Raw genomic sequence first — 17,660 nt, forward strand, 5'->3', positions numbered from 1 at the left:
ATATGTTATTGCGAGTCATTTTCAATTATATTTTCCGTGCGGCAAAATTTGCCCGCCGGTTTTCCACGCCGCTGCTAAGGTCCGATGCCTCGATGATTGAGGGCTGAGCGAGACAATTTTGGCCGCTTCCGAATTTCGGCCGCTTCGCCTTTGCCTTGCCAGCCGAGCCTTGCTATCGGCGGCGAAGCATGGCGAATACCACCAACGATCCCGACAATAACGAACCCGTTCCCGGCATGATCGATACCCCGTTCGACAGCGCGCTGTCCGAACGTTACCTCGTCTATGCGCTGTCGACGATCACCGCGCGGTCGCTGCCCGATCTGCGCGACGGGTTGAAACCGGTCCACCGCCGCCTGCTATGGGCGATGCGCGCGATGCGGCTCGATCCGTCGCAGGGTTACAAGAAGTCGGCACGCGTCGTCGGCGACGTGATCGGCAAGTTCCACCCGCATGGCGACACCGCTGTGTACGATGCGATGGTCCGCCTCGCGCAGGATTTCTCGCTCCGCTATCCGCTCGTCGACGGGCAGGGCAATTTCGGCAATATCGACGGCGATAACGCCGCCGCCTACCGCTATACCGAGGCGCGGCTGACGCGCGTCGCGATCGACCTGATGCAGGGGCTCGACGAAGGGACGGTCGATTTCCGGCCGACCTATAATGGCGAGGACGAAGAGCCCGAAATCATGCCGGGGCTGTTTCCGAACCTGCTCGCCAACGGCGCGAGCGGGATCGCGGTCGGCATGGCGACGAACATCCCGCCGCACAATGCCGCCGAGGTGATCGACGCAGCCCTGGTGCTGATCGAGAATCCGCGCGCCGAGCTCGCCGAACTGCTCGAACATGTGAAGGGCCCCGATTTCCCGACCGGCGGTATCGTCGTTGACAGCGCCGAGACCATCGCGCAGGCCTATGAAGCCGGCCGCGGCGGCTTTCGCGTCCGCGCGCGTTTCTCGACCGGCAAGGGCGCCGACGGCGTCTGGGAAGAGAGCGGTATCGAGAAGCAGGCGGGCGGCACCTGGCAGCTCGTGATCAGCGAAATTCCGTACGGCGTTGCGAAGGGCAAGCTGATCGAGCAGATCGCGCAGCTGATCGCCGACAAGAAGTTGCCGATCCTCGAGGATGTCCGCGACGAAAGCGCCGAGGATCTGCGCATCGTCCTCGAACCCAAGAGCCGCAACGTCGACCCCGATGTGCTCAAGGAAAGCCTGTACCGGCTGACCGATCTCGAAAGCCGCTTCGCGCTCAACCTCAACGTCCTCGACGCGACGCGGACGCCGAAGGTGATGGGGCTGCACCAGCTGCTCACCGAATGGCTGCAGCACCAGATCATCGTCCTCGTCCGCCGCGCCGAACACCGCATCGGCAAGATCGACGACCGGCTCGAACTCGTCGGCGGCTACCTCATCGCTTTCCTCAATCTCGACCGCATCATCGAGATCATCCGCACCGAGGACGATCCGAAGGCAGTGATGATCGCCGAGTTCATGCTGACCGACCGGCAGGCCGAGGCGATCCTCAACATGCGGTTGCGGTCTTTGCGCAAGCTCGAAGAGATGGAGCTGAAGCGCGAGCAGGCCGACCTGATCGCCGAGCGCGAAGAGCTGGCGAAGCTGGTCGCGAGCAAGGATCGCCAGAAGACGCGGCTGCGCAAGGACCTGGAGAAATTGCGCGCCGTCTATGGCCTCGACACGCTGCTCGGGGCGCGGCGGACAACGATTGCCGAAGCCGCGCCGGCGCGTGAAATTCCGCTCGATGCGATGATCGAGAAGGAACCGGTGACGGTGATCCTGTCGAAGCGCGGCTGGATTCGTGCCCAGCGCGGCCATGTCGCCGCCGACCAGTGGGGCGAGTTCAAGTTTAAGGAAGGCGACGAGCTCGCTTTCGCGGTGCATGCCCAGACCACCGACAAGCTGCTGATCGCGGCGAGCGACGGGCGGTTCTTCACCGTCGGCGCCGACAAGCTGCCCGGCGGGCGCGGGTTCGGCGAGCCGCTCCGGCTGATGGTCGACATCGACCCCGAGGCACGGATCGTCGCGATGGTCCCCGCGACCGCCGACGGCCGCCTGCTGCTCGCTTCGTCGAGCGGGCACGGTTTTATCGTCCAGATGGGCGAGGTGATCGCCGAGACGCGCAAGGGCCGTAACGTCGTTAACCTGAAGCCGAAAGCGCAGCTTGCCGTCGTCCGCAGGATCGCGGCCGGCGACGACAGCGTCGCGGTGGTCGGCGAGAACCGCAAACTCGTCGTCTTCCCGGTGGCGGAGGTGCCAGTGATGGCGCGCGGGCAGGGTGTCATGCTGCAACGTTACCGCGACGGCGGCCTGTCCGATGCGGTGAGCTTTGCATTCGCCGATGGGCTGAGCTGGGCGATGGGCGGCGATACCGGCCGCACCCGGACCGAAACCGACCTTGCCCCGTGGCGCGTCGCGCGCGGTGCAGCGGGACGGATGCCGCCGACCGGCTTTCCCCGCAACAATCGTTTCGGCTGACCGATATTCCATGTTGCCGTAAATAGCTTCTTTACCCCCGCTACTTTACGCATTGGGTAATGGGGAAAGGTCGGTCAAAACCCGCTATTATGCCTATCGACAGAACCGGTCCGGACCGGCCCTCTCTTTACGTCGGCTGGATCGACGCTCTTCCTGTACCGGCGGCGCTGATCCGTCCGATGGAGCGCGGCAATTTCAGCCTGCACGCGAGCAATGCCGCTTTCGACCGGCTGAGCCTGTCGCCGGCGGGCGCCAACGCGCCGATCGAGCTGCTGCGGGCGATCGAACGCGCGGCGCGCCACCCCGACGAAACGCAGGAATTTTCCTGCCAGCTTGGCGAAGGGCCCGCGGCGCGCGACCTGCGCGGGTCGATCGGACCTTTGTCGGACGAATGCGGCGACGACTCGCTGTTCCTCCTGACCCTGATCGACCGCACGCAGGAAATGATGACCGAGCGCAACCTGCGCCGCGAACTCATTTCCGACAGCCTGACCGGCCTCCCCAATCGCGCCGGATTCGAGGAACTCGTCGAACTGCGCTCCGCCGGCGACGCCGCCGGCGACCATGCGATCCTGCTGCTCGACCTCGCGCGGTTCAGCCGCATCAACGAGCATATCGGGCCGCTCGCGGGCGACGAACTGATCATCACGGTAGCGCGGCGGCTGAAGTCGAGCTTGCGCAGCGGCGACATATTGGCGCGGACCGGCGGCGACGAATTCGCCATCTCGTCGCGCGTGTCGGGCGGGCGCGCCGATGTGCGCGAAATGGCCCGGCGCATCCGCGGCTGCTTCGATCACCCGTTCCGCATCGGCACGCTCAAGGTCAGCGTCGACTGCGCGCTCGGCTGTGCGATTCAGCCCGCGATTGACACCGATATCGGTGACCAGATCCGCCACGCGCAAATTGCGCTCAAGCGGGCGAAACAGACCGACCGGATCGAAATCTACGAACCCGAAGCCGCAATGCTGTCGGACAATCGCTTCGGGCTAGAAACCGAACTCAGGAACGCGATCGAGGAAGACCGGCTGCACCTGGCCTTCCAGCCGCTGATCGAGCTGGCGAGCGGCAAGGTCGCCGGGTTCGAGGCGCTGGCCCGCTGGGACAATAGCGAGGGCAAGTCGGTGCCGCCGACCGAATTCATCCCGATCGCCGAGGATTCGGGGCTGATCGTCCCGCTCGGCCAGCGGGTGATCAGCAAGGCTGCGGCGGTGCTCGCCGACTGGGACCGGCAGAACGGCGCGCCCGTCGATTGCTATTTTTCGGTCAATGTCTCGGCGATCCAGCTCGTCCGCGACGACATCGCCGCGGTGGTGCGGCAGGCGCTTACGGCGCACGAGATCGGCGGCGAGCGGTTGATGATCGAGCTCACCGAAAGCGCGATCATCGGCGATCCCGACCTCGCGCTGTCGGTCCTGAGCGAATTGAAGGCGCTCGATACACGGGTCGCGATGGACGATTTCGGCACCGGTTATTCGAACCTGGCCTATCTCCAGCGGCTGCCGATCGATGTGCTCAAGATCGACCGCAGCTTCGTCGAGCATATGGTCGACGACCGCGACAAGGTGGCAATCGTCCGGACGATCCAGAGCCTTGCCGAAGTGCTGGGGATGAAAACGACAGCAGAGGGGGTCGAGACCGCCGATCAGGCCCGATTGCTGTCGGCGCTCGGCTGCGATTTCGGGCAGGGCTTTCTGTTCGCGCGGCCGATGGAAGGCAAGGCGGCGCTCGATTACTGGCGTCAGTCGCTGGTGCGGCCGATCTTCTGATCGGCGATTTCGGCGACGCGCGCCGCATTGGGAAAATCCTCCGCCACCCACGCAACCTCGACCGCTTTCAGGATGCGGGCGACTTCGGGGCCCGCCGCGATGCCGCGCGCGACAAGATCGCCGCCCTTGAGCGGCATTTCGGGGACGGCCCAGCCCGATAACGCCCGCGCCGCAGCCTTTGCCGAAGCCGCGTCGTCCGCGAGTAGATGCACGTCGCGCGCGGCGTCGACGCCGATCGAATGCGCTAGCTGCCGGACCGGCCTGACGGTATCGGCGCGGTGTCCGCCCAGAGCGGCGAGATGTTTGCGCTGCCGCGTCGAGAGGCGCAGCCGGGCCGCGACCTGTTCGGCAATGGCAGCGTCGGCGGGCAGCAGTGCCGCAAGGCGGCGCAGGGGCGAAGGGGCAACCCCAGCCTGACGCTCGTTTTCGGTCAGTTCGCTCAGTCGTTGGGAAAAGTCCGGGGCGAGTTCTGGCAGGACTACCTCGAAAATCCCGTCTGCCGCCATTTGGTCCACGATTCTCCGGGGTTCCGGCAGGGAAAGAATTTTGAGCAGTTCGTCGGCGATGCGTTCGCGCGACAGGCTTTTCAGCGAATGGCGTGCGGCGATGACCGCGCTGTGGCTGGCGGCGTCGAGTTCGCCCCGTCCGAAGCGCGCCGCAAAGCGGTAGAAGCGCAGGATGCGCAAATGATCCTCGGCGATCCGCGTCGCGGCATCGCCGATGAAGCGGATGCAACCCGCCGGCAGATCGGCGAGGCCGCCGAAATAATCGTCGACCCGCCAATCGGCCGGATCGGCGTAGAGCGCGTTGATCGTGAAATCGCGCCGCGCCGCATCCTCGCACCAGTCGTCGGCGAAGGCGACCGTCGCGCGGCGCCCGTCGGTTTCGACGTCGCGGCGCAGCGTCGTGATCTCGTGATGGTCGCCGCTGGCGATCGCCGTGACGGTGCCGTGCGCGATGCCGGTCGGAATCACCTTGATATCGGCGGCTTCGAGCCGCTGGACAACCTCCTGCGGCAGCAGCGGTGTCGCGAGGTCGATGTCCGATACCGCAAGGCCGAGCAGCGTATCGCGCACCGCGCCGCCGACGACCCGGACCTTCCCGCCATCGGCGGTGAGCGCGGCGACGATGCGGTGCAGCCCCGGACGATCCTGCCACTCGGCAGCGGGCAGCCGGGTCACCGGTGCCAGCCCGCCGGCATCCGCCGCGCCAGATTGATGATGATCCCCGCCGTCACGCCCCAGATCCGCCGCCCCTGCCAGTGCATGTCATAATAATGCCGATCGTGACCCTGCCAATGCGCGTGCTGCTGAATGTAGTTTTCCGGGTCGAACAATATGTCGAGCGGCACTTCGAACCAGTCCTCGACCTCGTCGGGGTTTGGATCGAGCGGCAGGTCGGGCGGGATCACGCCGAGCACGGGGGTGATGTGGTAGCCGCTACCCGAGCGATAGGCCTCGGTCGTCCCGGCGATCATCACGTCATGGCGGCTGAGCCCGATCTCCTCCTCGGCTTCGCGCAGCGCGGCGTCGATCGCGTCGCGGTCGCCGGGATCGATCTTGCCGCCGGGAAAGGCGACCTGCCCGGCATGGCTGCGCAGCCACTGCGGGCGCTGGGTCAGGATGACGCCGGGGTCGGGGCGGTCGGTGAAGGCGATCAGCACCGCCGCATCGCGCAGCGTCGGCAGGCCGTCCATCAGATAGGTTTCGTCCTCGCCCGCTTCGGGGAGCAGATTATCGAGCGCGGCGCGCAGCTTTTCGGACAGCATCAGGCGTCCACCAGCGGGAAGCGCGTGCCATTCGACCAGATTGCGGGCGGTTCGGCCCCGTCTGCCAGCGCCATGTCGACGATCTCGTAATAAAGCGCGCGATCGATGCGGGCTTCGAGCCCGTTGCCGGGTTCGCCGCGCACATGCAGGCGCGGATCGGGGTTGTCGGGATCGCTGCCGAAGCCGAGCGGATGATCGGCGCCCGCAATGACGAGATCGTCGGTGTCGAGCCGGAAAACGAGTTTACGGGTATCGCCTTCGCCCTCGCTCTTCATCTCGACGGCGCGGAAGGGCGTGTCCTCGACGGCAATCGACAGTTTTTCGGCCGGGGTGACGAGGACATGGCCGCCATCGGGTTCGCGGCGGAGGATGGTCGAGAACAGCTTGACCATCGCCGGCCGGTTGATCCGTCCGCCCTCGTGATACCAGCTCCCGTCGGCGCGAATCTCCATCGCGCTGTCGCCGCTGCGTTCGGGATGCCACTGCTCGACCGGCGGCAGCTTGCGCGCCGCGAGCAGTTCGGCGGCCTCGGCGAGCGAAAGTTGCGCGAAGTCCTTCGGAAGCGAGGGGGCAGGCGTGACCATCCGACTGACATAGGAATGTGGAGGCGCAAGTAAAGGCGCGCCGCGCCGAAGAGTGCGAGACGTCCGTTTGGGGAAAGCCGCGGAAAAATGCGCAACTTCACACGCGATTGCAGTTTTTGCCGACTTGCTGACGTGCCTTCGGGCGACAGCGGGGGCCGATGACGGCAAGGTCCGAACCTTCGATCCGGACCCCGGATTTCGCCCGAGCGCGCGCGGAGCTCGACTGTGGAAATTGGCGGAAAACTGCGCAACTTCACACTGAAAACACGGTTTGGAGCGGTCGATCGGGATCATGCGGAAAGGCTATGTGGGCGAAATAATGTAGGACAGCGCTTTTTTGGTGGCGGCAATCCCGAAGGCGAGGGAGGACGTCGGCTATGGGGTGGGGAGCTGTCGTTACCCCTAATCTGTACCCCGGCGAAAGCCGGGGCCCAGGGCGATAGAAAGCCGACGTTTGCGCGATCATGATCTGGGCCCCGGCTTTCGCCGGGGGATCACGATGGTTAGGTCCGCAACCGGCCGATAGCGGGCGTCCGTTCCTCCCCCACCGCCGCGCGACAGGAAGGAGCGGATGCCGAAAACGGTGGGCACTTAACTACCGCGGCCCGATCATCCCCGGCGCGGTCGGCAGGCCATGCCCGTTGACCGCCCGGGCGAGCAGGCGCCGCCGTTCGAACGGGCCCGGCAAGTCCCACGCCGCGGTCGCGTCGGCGGTGAAACCGAAGAAGCGGCCATAATATTCGGGATCGCCGATCATCATCAGCGCGCTGTCGGCCTGCGTTTCCGCCGCTTCGAGCATCTGCGCCATAAGCGCGCGGCCGTGGCCGCCGCGCTGGAGGTCAGGGCGGACCGCGACGGGGCCGACCATGACGAGCGGGACGGCGCCGCTTGCCGAGCGGTGCGCGACGGGCCAGCACTGGATCGTGCCGACCAGCACCCCGTCCTCGATCAGCGCAAAGCTGAGCGCCGGCACCGCCTCCACGCCCTCGCGCAGGCGGTAGGCGATTCGTCCAAAGCGATCCGTTCCGAAAGCGGCGTCGAGGAGATCCTCGACGGCCTGCGGCTCGATATCGGACAATGGAAGTAACTCGACCAACGCGCACCCTTTCGCTAATGCGGCGGCGCTTTAGGGACCGGGGTCGTCGTTGCAAAGCCGAATGTCGCCCCCGACGGACAGGAATTTCTTGTGACCGATACATTGTGGCTGGAGGTGGCGGGTCTGACGACCCAGGTGCTGACCGGCATTTATTCCGAAGAAACCCACCTGCCGCAGCCGCTGCGCATTGCGGTGCGCGCCAAACTGGCGATGGCGGACTATTATGATCCGGTGACGCCGCTCAGCCATTCGAAAAACTATATGCACCTCAAATTCGCGGCGACCGAGGGTATCCCGAACGACGTGCATTTCGTGCTGATCGAAAGCGTCGCCGACCATATCATCGACACCCTGTTCCTGCAGGACGACAAGGTCGAGGAGGTCGAGGTGAAGATCGTCAAGCTCGCGATCGCCGAGGATGGCGAGGAGATCGGCATCACGATGCGCAGAAGCCGGCCGGGCGGGCGCAAATGACGCGGAAGCTGGCGCTGGTCACGGGCGGATTGCACCGGGTCGGTGCCGCGATTTCGGCGCGGCTGGCGCGCGAAGGTTATGAGCTGGCGCTGCACAAAAGGTCGGCGGCAGAGGCCGATCCGGTGCTGGCCGACGCGCTCGCCGAAACCGGCGCGCGCAGCCATCGCTTCGCCGCCGACCTGGCCGATCCGGCCGAGGTCGAGGCGCTGCTGCCTGCGGTGATCGCCAAGTTCGGCCGCGTGCCCGACCTGCTCGTCAACAATGCGGCGCTGTTCGCCGAGGGCGAATGGGCGGAACTGTCGGCGGCGGCGCTGGCCGAAATGATGCAGGTCAATCATCATGCGCCCGTGATGCTCGCCAAGGCGCTCGTCGCGGCAAGCGAAGGACGGCGTCCGGCGATCGTCAATATCGTCGACCAGCGCGTTGTCCATCCGGTGCCTGACCAGATCGCCTACAGCCTGTCGAAATCGGCGCTGTGGCAGGCGACGGCAACGCTGGCGGTGGCGTTCGGGGGCCGCGCACGCGTCAATGCCGTCGCGCCGGGGCTGACGATGGCGACCGACAATTATTCGGACGCGCAGGTCGAACGGCTGGCGCAGCGCATGCCGCTCGGCGCGCTGCCGACGCCGGCCGAGATTGCCGACGCGGTTGCCTGGCTGGCGCGCGCCGAGGCGGTGACGGGGCAGACGATCTTCGTCGACGGCGGCGCGCATCTGGCGCCGATGGCGCGCGATTTCGTGGCGCTGGAAAGAGACTGAACGCCGCCCCCGCCTTCGCGGAGGCCGCGGACATCAATAAATATGCACCGCCTTGGTGGCGAGATAGCCGTCGAGGCCCTCGGGGCCGCTTTCGCTGCCGAAGCCCGATTCCTTGATCCCGCCGAACGGTGCGTCGAGCGCCGAGATAACGAAGCTGTTCACGCCCACCATGCCGCTTTCGATCTGGTCGGCGATGCGGTTGATGCGGCGGCCGTTCTCGGTGAAGGCGAAGGCGGCAAGGCCATAGGGCAGGCGGTTCGCCTCTTCGAGCGCCTCGTCCTCGCTGCCGAAGGGACGGATCAGCGCCATCGGGCCGAAGGGTTCGTGGCTCATCGCATCGGCTTCGAGCGGCACGTCGGCAATCGCGGTCGGCTGGAAGAAATAGCCGTCGCCCGTCGCCTCGCCGCCCGCGATCACGCGCGCACCCTTGGCCTTCGCATCGGCAACCAGCGCTTCGAGCGCGGGAACGCGGCGCGCGTTGGCGAGCGGGCCCATCTGGGTGTCGGCGTCGAGGCCGCTGCCGATCTTCACCTTCGCCGTGCGTTCGGCGAAGCCCTTGACGAAGGCGTCATAGATGCCCTGCTGGACATAGAAGCGCGTCGGCGAAATGCACACCTGTCCGGCGTTGCGGAACTTCTGCCACACCACCTTGTCGAGCGTGGTTTCGAGGTCGCAATCGTCGAAGATCAGCACCGGCGCATGGCCGCCGAGTTCCATCGTGATCCGCTGGACGCGGTCGGCGGCGAGCTTCATCAGATGCTTGCCGACCGCGGTCGAGCCCGTGAAGCTGACCTTGCGGATCACCGGGCTGCCGAGCAGGTGGCGACTGATCATGTCGGGGTCGCCATAGACGAGCTGGACGACGTCGCCCGGCACCCCGGCGTCAGCGATACAGCGCATGATCGCGCTGGTGCAGCCCGGCGTCTCCTCGGGCGCCTTGGCGATGACGACGCAGCCCGCGGCAAGCGCCGGGGCGATTTTTTTCGCCATCAGATTGACCGGGAAGTTCCACGGGCTGAACGCCGCGACCGGACCGACGGGCTGTTTCAGCACCATCGCGCGCTGGCCGGCCGGGCGCTGGAGGACGCGGCCTTCGATGCGTTTGCCCTGTTCGGCGAAATAGTCGAACAGCCCCGCCGCCGACAGCACCTCGCCGCGCGCTTCGCCGATCGGCTTGCCCTGTTCGAGCGTCATCAGCGTCGCGATATGCTCGACGCGCTCGCGGATCGTTGCTGCGACCTTGTGCATGAGCGCGGCGCGCTCGTCGGGGGTTTTTGCGCGCCACACCGGCCAGCCGCGTTCCGCCGCGGCGAGCGCCTCATCGAGGTCGGCGGCGGACGCGACGGGCAGCCCGGCAATCGTGCCTGCGGTGGCGGGATTATAGACCGGCCGCTCGTCGCGCCCCTCGCCGCTCCGCCAGGCACCATCGATGAAAAGCTGGAGGTCGGCGTCGTAGGTCGCGGTCATGGGGCAATCCTGAAGGGGGTGGTCAGATCGCGCCCATATAGGACCGGCTCAGCGATAGTTAAAGCTGATGCTGATCCGCTCGGCCTTGCCCGAATGCGGCATCACTTCGTGGCGCAGCCAGCTTTCCCACAGGAAGACGCGGCCCGCCGCCGGCTCGGCATAGACAAAGGGCAAAAGATGCTCGGGCGCGTCGTCGGTGCGGCCGGGCGCCGCCATCAGCATCGCGAGGCGCGGGTCTTCGAGCTTGAGTTCACCCGAACCCGGCGGAACAGCAACGTAGAAGGTGCCCGAGACGATGCTGTGCGGGTGGATGTGGCCGCTGTGGGTGCCGCCGGGTTTCAAGATATTGACCCACAGGCTGTCGAGCTTGAGCGGTTTGGCGAGGTCGAAGTGGCAGGCCTTGGCGAACGCCTTGACCTCTTTGTCGAGCAGTTTCTTGAGATCGTGGAAGGCGGGATCGCGTTCGGGCAGGTCACCGAGGCTCGCGTAGCTGGTGTAGCCCTTATAACCATGCTCGCGACTCCACCGCCGCCCCGCGCCATCCTCTTCGGCGAACAGGCGGCTGCTTTCCTCCAGCTCTTCGAGCAGCTCGCGCGTGCCGATATCGGCCTCGTAAAAATTGGTGGCGAAGAGCGTGCGAACGGGCATGATGGGCGCAAAGCACAGCAAGTGCGGACACGCAAGGGAGACACTTCCACTTCGTCATCCCGGGCTTGACCCGGGATCCCGCTTATTCGGCGTTGCTGAGCGGGACCCCGGATCAAGTCCGGGGTGACGAGGATAGGGAAAACAAGGAAGAGGAGAGGATATGGCCGAGTTTGAACTGATCGCGGACGGATTGCGCTTTCCCGAGGCGCCGGTGGTAATGGACGACGGCAGCGTCATCGTCGTCGAGATCGAGGCGAAGCGGATCACGCGCTGCTGGCCCGGTGGCAGGAAGGACGTCATCGCGACCCCCGGCGGCGGCCCCAACGGGCTGGCGATCGGTCCCGACGGCAAGCTTTATTGCTGCAACAACGGAGGTTTCAACTATGTCGAATCGAACGGCTATCTCGCGCCGCACGGTATCGCCGACGATTATTCGGGCGGTCGGATCGAGCGCATCGATATCGAGACGGGCGCGGTCGAAGTGCTCTACAAAAGCGGCGACCATGGCATCACGCTGCGCGGCCCCAACGACATCATGTTCGACGCGCATGGCGGCTTCTGGTTCACCGATCATGGCAAGGTCGATTATGCGGCGCGCTGCCACGACATCGTCGGCATCTTCTATGCCAAGGCCGACGGCAGCTTTATCGAGGAAGTGATCTTCCCGAGCTATAACCCGAACGGCATCGGCATCTCGCCCGACGGGACGAAACTATACGCCGCCGAGACCTACACCTGCCGGCTGACCCAGTTCAATATCGTCGCGCCCGGCAAGGTCGACGACAGCGCGGGCCCGGGCGGTCCGGGCATCCCGCTCTATCGCCCCGCCGGCTATAAATTCTTCGACAGCCTGGCGATGGAGGCGAACGGCAATATCTGCGTCGCGACGATCGGCGAATGCGGGATTTCGGTCGTCGGTCCCGACGGACAGCTCGTCGAATTTGTCGAGACCGACGATATCTTCACCACCAACATCGCCTTCGGCGGGCCCGACCGGCAGGATGCCTATATCACCTTGTCGGGGACGGGCCGGCTCGTGAAGACGCGCTGGGCCAGGCCGGGGCTGCAGCTCCAATACTGACCCCGCGCCCCATTGGGGAGGCGAGGATGAGGATGATATGGGTCGCGGCGCTGCTGATCGCGGCACCGGCAAGCGCGCAGGTGCTGAAAGCCGAACAGGCCGACGCGATCGTCAAGGGCTGCGCCGCGCACGCGCGCGCCAAGGGGCAGGGGCATGCGATCGCGGTCGTCGATCTGGGCGGCCACCCGGTTGCCACCTGGCGGATGGACGGCAATGTGTTCGGCATGATGGACTTCTCGCTCGCCAAGGCGCGCGCGGTCGCGGCGTGGGGCTTTCCCACGAGCGGGATGGAGGAAGCGGTGAAGGGAACGCCGGGCTTTGCCGACGCGCCGCACGTCGTCACCGTGCCGGGCGGCGTACCGATCTTCAGCGCCGACGGGCGCACGCGGCTGGGCGGAGTCGGGGCGTCGGGCGAGGCGCCGGCCGACGATGCCGCTTGCGCCGCCGCCGGGATCGCGGCAGCAGGGCTGAAGTCGGAACGCGCCCGCTGAGGTTCAGCGGTGCCGCCCGCAACAGGGAGCGCCGTGATGCATGAGGAAACCCACGCCGTCACGCGGATCGGCTGGCTGCGCGCCGCGATCCTCGGCGCCAACGACGGCATCGTGTCGACCGCGAGCCTGATCGCAGGGGTTGCCGCGGCGGGCGTGTCGCAATCCTCGATCCTCGTCACCGGCACCGCGGGACTCGTCGCGGGCGCGATGTCGATGGCGGCGGGCGAATATGTGTCGGTGAGCTCGCAGAGCGACGCCGAAAAGGCCGACGTCGAGCTGGAAAAGCGCCACCTCGCCGCCGATCCCGAATTCGAGCTCGAGGAACTGACGCAGATTTACGAGCAGCGCGGACTCGCTCGTGCGCTCGCCGAACAGGTCGCGGCTGAGCTCACCGCGCATGACGCGCTCGACACCCATCTGCGCGACGAGCTTGGCATGACCGATGCGATGGCGGCGCGGCCGGTGCAGGCGGCGGCGGCTTCGGCGGCGAGTTTCGCGATCGGCGCAGCGCTGCCGCTGGGGACGGTGCTGGTCGACAGCGGCGATTCCTTGCCTTTCACCGTCTCGGCGGCTTCGCTGGTCTTCCTCGCCATCCTCGGCGCGCTCGGGGCATGGGCGGGCAAGGCACCGATGCTGCGCCCCGTCGTTCGCGTGACCTTCTGGGGTGCGGCGGCGATGGCGGTGACGATCGCGATCGGATCGCTGCTCGGAACCACGGTGGGTTAGCGGCGCTCCAGCCATTCGCGGAGCGCAACGGCATTGTTCCGCTCCTCGCTCTTCGCCGCATAGAGCAAGGTCACCGGACCCGCCTGCGCCGCCGCGTCGAGCGTGAAGAGTGCGGCTTTTGCTTCGTCGCCGCCCGCATCGAGTTCGGCGAAATAGTCGAGCCGGAACGCATCCCACGCTTCGTCCGAATCGGCGGTTTCGCCGTGATAGCGCTTGCGCAGGCCATCGCTGGGCGACAGCGTTTTCAGCCACGCCGCGAGCGCCGCCTTTTCCTTCGACACGCCGCGCGGCCAAAGCCGGTCGACGAGGAAACGCACGCCGTCGCCGGGACCGGCCGGTTCGTGGATGCGTTTGACCGCGATTGTCAGGGGCAGTGTCATCTGTATGACTATCGTTCATCCCGCAGCCGCGGGCAAGCCAATCGGAGGGGTCCGGACATGAGCAGAGCTGGCTGGGCGATCGATATCGATCGTGACGATATCACGAGGGCCGATCTGGTCGAGGATACCGCTGCGCCGCTCGCGCCGGGGCAGGTGCGCGTCCGCCTCGACAGCTACGCGATGACCGCGAACAACATCACCTATGCGGTGTTCGGCAAGCCGGCCGGGCTGTTCGGCAACGACCAGGGCTATTGGGATTTCTTCGCCGAGCGCGGCGAGCCGGGGCGACTCCCCGTATGGGGTTTCGCGACCGTCATCGAGAGCGCCGCCGAGGCCGTTGCCGCCGGTGACCGCTTCTATGGCTATTATCCAATGGCGAGCCACGCAGTGCTGACCGTCGGCAATGCGGGGCCCGGCGGCTTCACCGACGTGACGCCGCGGCGGACGACGCTGCCGCCGATCTATAACAATTATCAGCGGATCGAGGCGCTGGCCGACTATCGCGCCGCCGACCATGATTATTGGCCAGTCTTCCGCCCGCTGTTCCTGACCGGGTGGCTGATCGCCGATCAGTTCGAGGATGATGGCGATTATGGCGCGAGCCAGATCCTGATCGCGAGCGCGTCGAGCAAGACCGCGATCGGGCTCGGCTTCTCGATCGCGCAGCGGCAGGGGCCGCGGCCACAGACGATCGGACTGACAAGCAAGGCGAACGTCGCCGATCTCGACGCGCAGCATATCTATGATCGCGTGATCGCGTACGAAGACATCTTGACGCTAAATGCCGCGGCTCCCTCCGCGCTCGTCGACATGGCGGGCAATGGCGCCGTGACACGGGCGGTGCACAGCCATTTCGGCCATAATCTCAAGGCCTCGATCATCGTCGGCAAGTCGCACTGGGACGCCGACGCCGGGGAGGCTGCGCTGCCCGGTCCCGAACGGCAGGGCTTTTTCGCGCCGGGGCGCAGCCAGAAACGCATCGCCGACTGGGGCGGGGCAGCGTTCGGGCAGAAAATCGCCGAGGCCTGGCTCGGCTTCATGGACGTCGCGCCGCGGTTGACGGCGATCGACAAGCGGCAGGGGAGCGAGGCGGCGCTCGCCGCGTACCATGACATGCTCGCGGGCCGCGCCGACCCAAGAGCGGGGATCGTCGTCGAACCCCGACCGGGCGGTTGACGTTAACGTCAATCTGCGCTCTAGCCGCGCCATGTCTCGCTATACCCATGTCATCTTCGATTTCGGCGGCGTCATCACCGCCTCGCCCTTCGAAGCGTTCAACCGGCTGGAGGACGAGCGCGGGCTGCCGCGCGATTTCGTCCGCCGTGTCAATGCGACGAACCCCGACGACAATGCCTGGGCGAAATTCGAACGCGCTGAGATCGATGCGGCGAGCTTCGACACCGCCTTTGCCGCCGAAGCGCGCGCGCTGGGGCACGAGCTCGAAGGCGAAGCGGTGCTCGCGGTTATCGCGGGCGCCGTCCGCCCGGCGATGGTCGCGGCGCTCGACACGCTGAAAGCGCAAGGCTTCACCATCGCGTGCATTACGAACAATGTCCCCGGCGGCAAGGGCATCAAGGGCGCCGGCATGACGCGCAGCGAGGAAGCCGCGAACGAGGTCGCAAGCATCATGGCGCGCTTTGCGCATGTTATCGAATCGAGCAAGGCGGGCGTCCGCAAGCCCGACCCCGCCATCTATCTGATGATGTGCGAGGCGCTGGGCGTCGAGCCGGCGAACTGCATCTACCTCGACGACCTCGGCATCAACTGCAAACCGGCGAGCCAGCTCGGGATGCACGCGATCAAGGTGACGAGCGGCGAACAGGCGCTCGCCGACCTGTCGGCGGCGCTGGGGGTAGCACTGCCCTGACGCCGGATTTGCTGCGGCGGCTGGGGTGGGGAGCCGTCGCTTGTTAAGTCGTCATCCCGGGCTTGACCCGGGACCCGCCTTCCTTCTTCCAACGCCGGATCAAAGAAAAGGCAGGCCCCGGGTCAAGCCCGGGGTGACGGATATGATTACGCTAGCGTCCGCAACCGGCCGGCCGCGCGCTTACCAGCCCGACGGCTTGCCCTTGTTTTGCTCGTCGAGCCACGCCTTCAGCGGCGCGAAATAGTCGGCCATCGCCTTGCCCGACATTTCGCGGCTGCCGGTGAACGCTTCGAGCGCGTCGGGCCACGGCTTCGACGCGCCCATTTCGAGCATTTCGCCGAGCTTCGCGCCGACCTCCTTGTTGCCATAGAAGGAGCAGCGATGGAGCGGCCCGGTCCAGCCCGCCTGTTTGCATGCCGCTTCATAGAATTGGAACTGCAGGATGCGCGCGAGGAAATAGCGGGTGTAGGGCGTGTTGCCCGGGATATGGAATTTCGCGCCCGCGTCGAATGCATCGGCCGGACGCTCGCCCGGCGGGGTGATGCCCTGATATTGCAGGCGGAGCTGCGTCCACGCCTGGTTATAGCCGGCGGGCTTGATCGTGCCGTCGAAGACGCCCCAGCGCCAGCGGTCGACGAGCAGGCCGAAGGGCAGGAAGGCGACCTTGTCCATCGCCTGCCGCAGCAAGAGGCCGATATCCTTGTCGGCGCTCGGCACCTTCGCCTTGTCGAGCAGGCCGATGTCGACCAGATATTGCGGCGTGATCGACAGCGCGACGAAATCGCCGATCGCTTCGTGGAAGCCGTCGTTGGCGCCGTTGAGGTACAGGAACGGCTGCTTGTTATAGGCGCGCTGGTAATAATTGTGGCCGAGTTCGTGGTGGATGGTGACGAAATCGTCGGCATTCACCTTGATGCACATCTTGATGCGGATATCGTCCTTGTTGTCGATATCCCACGCCGAGGCGTGACAGATGACCTCGCGGTCGGCGGGCTTGGTGAACTGGCTGCGCTTCCAGAAGGTCTCGGGCAGCGGCGCAAAGCCGAGCGACGAATAGAAATTCTCGCCCGCCTTGACCATGTCGAGCGGTCCCTTGCCCTTTTCCTGGAGCAGGTCGCCGATGTCATAGCCGAGGTCGCCCGCCCCCGCCGGCGCGACGAGCGGGTAGATATTGCCCCATTCCTGCGCCCACATATTGCCGAGCAGGTCGGCGCGGATCGGCCCCGTCTTGGGCTGTACCGCGTCGCCATATTTCTCGTTGAGTTTCCAGCGTACATAGGTGTGGAGCGCCAGATAGAGCGGCTTCACTTCCTGCCACAAACGCTCGGTCGTCTGCGCGAATTCCTCGGGCGACATGTCGTATCCCGATCGCCACATCGCGCCGGTGTTGGCGAAGCCGAGCTCCTTCGCGCCCTCGTTGGCGATGCCGACCATCTTCGCATAATCGTCCTTCATCGGCGCGCCGACCTTGTCGTGCCAGCTCGTCCACATTTCGGCGAATTGCGCGGGGGTGTTCTTGAGATTGCCCATCTCGGCCTCGATGTCCGATCCCGAGATTTCCTTGCCGTTCAGCGTGCCGCGCCCCTTGCCATACTGCGACTGCAGGTCGGTCGCGATATTGTTGAGCTCGGTCGCGGCGCCAGGCTTGGTCGGGGCGGGGAGGACCAGGCCGGTGCGCAGGATGTCGAGCTTGCGCTTGGTGTCGGGGCTCAGCCCCTCGACGCCGGCATATTTCGCCGCCTCGAGCGCATATTTGACCGCCTTCTCGGTGCCGACGGCGTTGATCCGCGCCGCCATCGCGTCGGTGTCCTCGGTGATATAGGTCGCGTTGACCCAGTTCACCTGGCTGCCCTCGACCGTATAGTCGAACAAATCCTTCTCGGCGGCGGCGATGAAGGCGTCGGCATCGGCGGCGGTCGGCTTCGCTGCCTTGGCGGCCGGGGCGTCCTTCTGTTTCTGGGCGGCAACGGCGGGGCCGGCAAGCGCGAGCGACAGGGCAAGCGACAGCGTTGAAATCATGGCTTTCATGGGTGCGTCCTCGGATATTTTGTCAGGCGCTCGG

Annotated in this window: 17 protein-coding genes; 9 read left to right on the forward strand and 8 right to left on the reverse strand. The window is 66.0% G+C overall.

Annotated elements, in window-relative coordinates; translation table 11 throughout:
* The first annotated feature begins 188 nt into the window (after nucleotides 1-188).
* A complete protein-coding gene (gene parC / locus AN936_RS01750) occupies nucleotides 189-2,492 on the forward strand; it encodes a DNA topoisomerase IV subunit A (protein WP_054586638.1) in 2,304 nt (767 codons plus the stop codon).
* 89 nt (nucleotides 2,493-2,581) lie between these two features.
* Nucleotides 2,582-4,258, forward strand: a complete 1,677-nt coding sequence (locus tag AN936_RS01755; RefSeq protein ID WP_234715709.1) for a putative bifunctional diguanylate cyclase/phosphodiesterase — start codon at nucleotides 2,582-2,584, stop codon at nucleotides 4,256-4,258.
* On the opposite strand, the gene AN936_RS01760 is transcribed toward AN936_RS01755, so the two are convergent.
* The 4 genes from AN936_RS01760 to AN936_RS01775 form a co-directional block, all read right to left on the reverse strand.
* Nucleotides 4,231-5,439 (reverse strand): CCA tRNA nucleotidyltransferase, encoded by a 1,209-nt coding sequence (locus tag AN936_RS01760; RefSeq protein WP_054586640.1) that lies wholly within the window; start codon nucleotides 5,437-5,439, stop codon nucleotides 4,231-4,233. The genes AN936_RS01755 and AN936_RS01760 overlap by 28 nt on opposite strands.
* A complete protein-coding gene (locus tag AN936_RS01765) occupies nucleotides 5,436-6,026 on the reverse strand; it encodes a CoA pyrophosphatase (RefSeq protein WP_149037570.1) in 591 nt (196 codons plus the stop codon). Before AN936_RS01765 ends, AN936_RS01760 begins: the two co-directional genes overlap by 4 nt.
* On the reverse strand, nucleotides 6,026-6,610 hold the full coding sequence (locus AN936_RS01770) for a DUF1285 domain-containing protein (protein WP_054586642.1): 585 nt from the start codon (nucleotides 6,608-6,610) through the stop codon (nucleotides 6,026-6,028). The genes AN936_RS01765 and AN936_RS01770 overlap by 1 nt, the downstream gene beginning before the upstream one ends.
* Nucleotides 6,611-7,205: 595 nt before the next feature.
* Nucleotides 7,206-7,706, reverse strand: coding sequence for a GNAT family N-acetyltransferase (locus tag AN936_RS01775; RefSeq protein ID WP_054586643.1), 501 nt, complete (start codon nucleotides 7,704-7,706; stop codon nucleotides 7,206-7,208).
* 90 nt (nucleotides 7,707-7,796) lie between these two features.
* On the opposite strand from AN936_RS01775, the gene AN936_RS01780 reads away from it, so the two are divergent.
* Nucleotides 7,797-8,180, forward strand: coding sequence for a dihydroneopterin aldolase (locus AN936_RS01780; protein ID WP_054586644.1), 384 nt, complete (start codon nucleotides 7,797-7,799; stop codon nucleotides 8,178-8,180).
* Nucleotides 8,177-8,938: an SDR family oxidoreductase gene (locus tag AN936_RS01785; protein WP_054586645.1), complete on the forward strand. Its 762-nt coding sequence runs from the start codon at nucleotides 8,177-8,179 to the stop codon at nucleotides 8,936-8,938. Before AN936_RS01780 ends, AN936_RS01785 begins: the two co-directional genes overlap by 4 nt.
* A gap of 33 nt (nucleotides 8,939-8,971) precedes the next feature.
* Here the strand turns inward: AN936_RS01785 and AN936_RS01790 are convergent, their stop codons facing one another.
* On the reverse strand, nucleotides 8,972-10,405 hold the full coding sequence (locus AN936_RS01790) for an NAD-dependent succinate-semialdehyde dehydrogenase (protein WP_054586646.1): 1,434 nt from the start codon (nucleotides 10,403-10,405) through the stop codon (nucleotides 8,972-8,974).
* A 48-nt stretch (nucleotides 10,406-10,453) separates the two neighbouring features.
* Nucleotides 10,454-11,053 carry a TIGR02466 family protein gene (locus AN936_RS01795; protein WP_054590038.1) on the reverse strand — a complete coding sequence of 200 codons (600 nt, stop codon included), beginning with the start codon at nucleotides 11,051-11,053 and terminating at the stop codon, nucleotides 10,454-10,456.
* 160 nt (nucleotides 11,054-11,213) lie between these two features.
* On the opposite strand from AN936_RS01795, the gene AN936_RS01800 reads away from it, so the two are divergent.
* Genes AN936_RS01800 through AN936_RS01810 form a run of 3 tightly spaced genes read left to right on the forward strand, consistent with a single transcriptional unit; the run spans nucleotide 11,214 to nucleotide 13,351 of the window.
* Nucleotides 11,214-12,134: an SMP-30/gluconolactonase/LRE family protein gene (locus AN936_RS01800; RefSeq protein ID WP_054586647.1), complete on the forward strand. Its 921-nt coding sequence runs from the start codon at nucleotides 11,214-11,216 to the stop codon at nucleotides 12,132-12,134.
* Nucleotides 12,135-12,160: 26 nt separating this feature from the next.
* Entirely contained in the window at nucleotides 12,161-12,625 is a 465-nt protein-coding gene (locus tag AN936_RS01805) for a GlcG/HbpS family heme-binding protein (protein WP_084758105.1), read from the forward strand.
* Nucleotides 12,626-12,661: 36 nt separating this feature from the next.
* Nucleotides 12,662-13,351, forward strand: coding sequence for a VIT1/CCC1 transporter family protein (locus tag AN936_RS01810; RefSeq protein WP_054586649.1), 690 nt, complete (start codon nucleotides 12,662-12,664; stop codon nucleotides 13,349-13,351).
* Here AN936_RS01810 and AN936_RS01815 read toward each other — a convergent pair.
* Entirely contained in the window at nucleotides 13,348-13,731 is a 384-nt protein-coding gene (locus tag AN936_RS01815; protein ID WP_054586650.1) for a DUF488 domain-containing protein, read from the reverse strand. The two genes, AN936_RS01810 and AN936_RS01815, sit on opposite strands and share 4 nt — an antisense overlap.
* Before the next feature lie 57 nt (nucleotides 13,732-13,788).
* On the opposite strand from AN936_RS01815, the gene AN936_RS01820 reads away from it, so the two are divergent.
* Both AN936_RS01820 and AN936_RS01825 read left to right on the forward strand, forming a co-directional pair.
* Entirely contained in the window at nucleotides 13,789-14,907 is a 1,119-nt protein-coding gene (locus AN936_RS01820; RefSeq protein ID WP_054586651.1) for a DUF2855 family protein, read from the forward strand.
* Nucleotides 14,908-14,938: 31 nt separating this feature from the next.
* Nucleotides 14,939-15,598: an HAD-IA family hydrolase gene (locus tag AN936_RS01825; RefSeq protein WP_054586652.1), complete on the forward strand. Its 660-nt coding sequence runs from the start codon at nucleotides 14,939-14,941 to the stop codon at nucleotides 15,596-15,598.
* Nucleotides 15,599-15,778: 180 nt separating this feature from the next.
* On the opposite strand, the gene AN936_RS01830 is transcribed toward AN936_RS01825, so the two are convergent.
* Complete coding sequence (locus AN936_RS01830) at nucleotides 15,779-17,626, reverse strand: M2 family metallopeptidase (protein ID WP_054586653.1); 1,848 nt, start codon at nucleotides 17,624-17,626, stop codon at nucleotides 15,779-15,781.
* Nucleotides 17,627-17,660: the final 34 nt, after the last annotated feature.

Origin of the sequence: Sphingopyxis macrogoltabida (genome assembly GCF_001307295.1) — a bacterium.
Taxonomy (GTDB): Bacteria; Pseudomonadota; Alphaproteobacteria; order Sphingomonadales; family Sphingomonadaceae; genus Sphingopyxis; species Sphingopyxis macrogoltabida_B.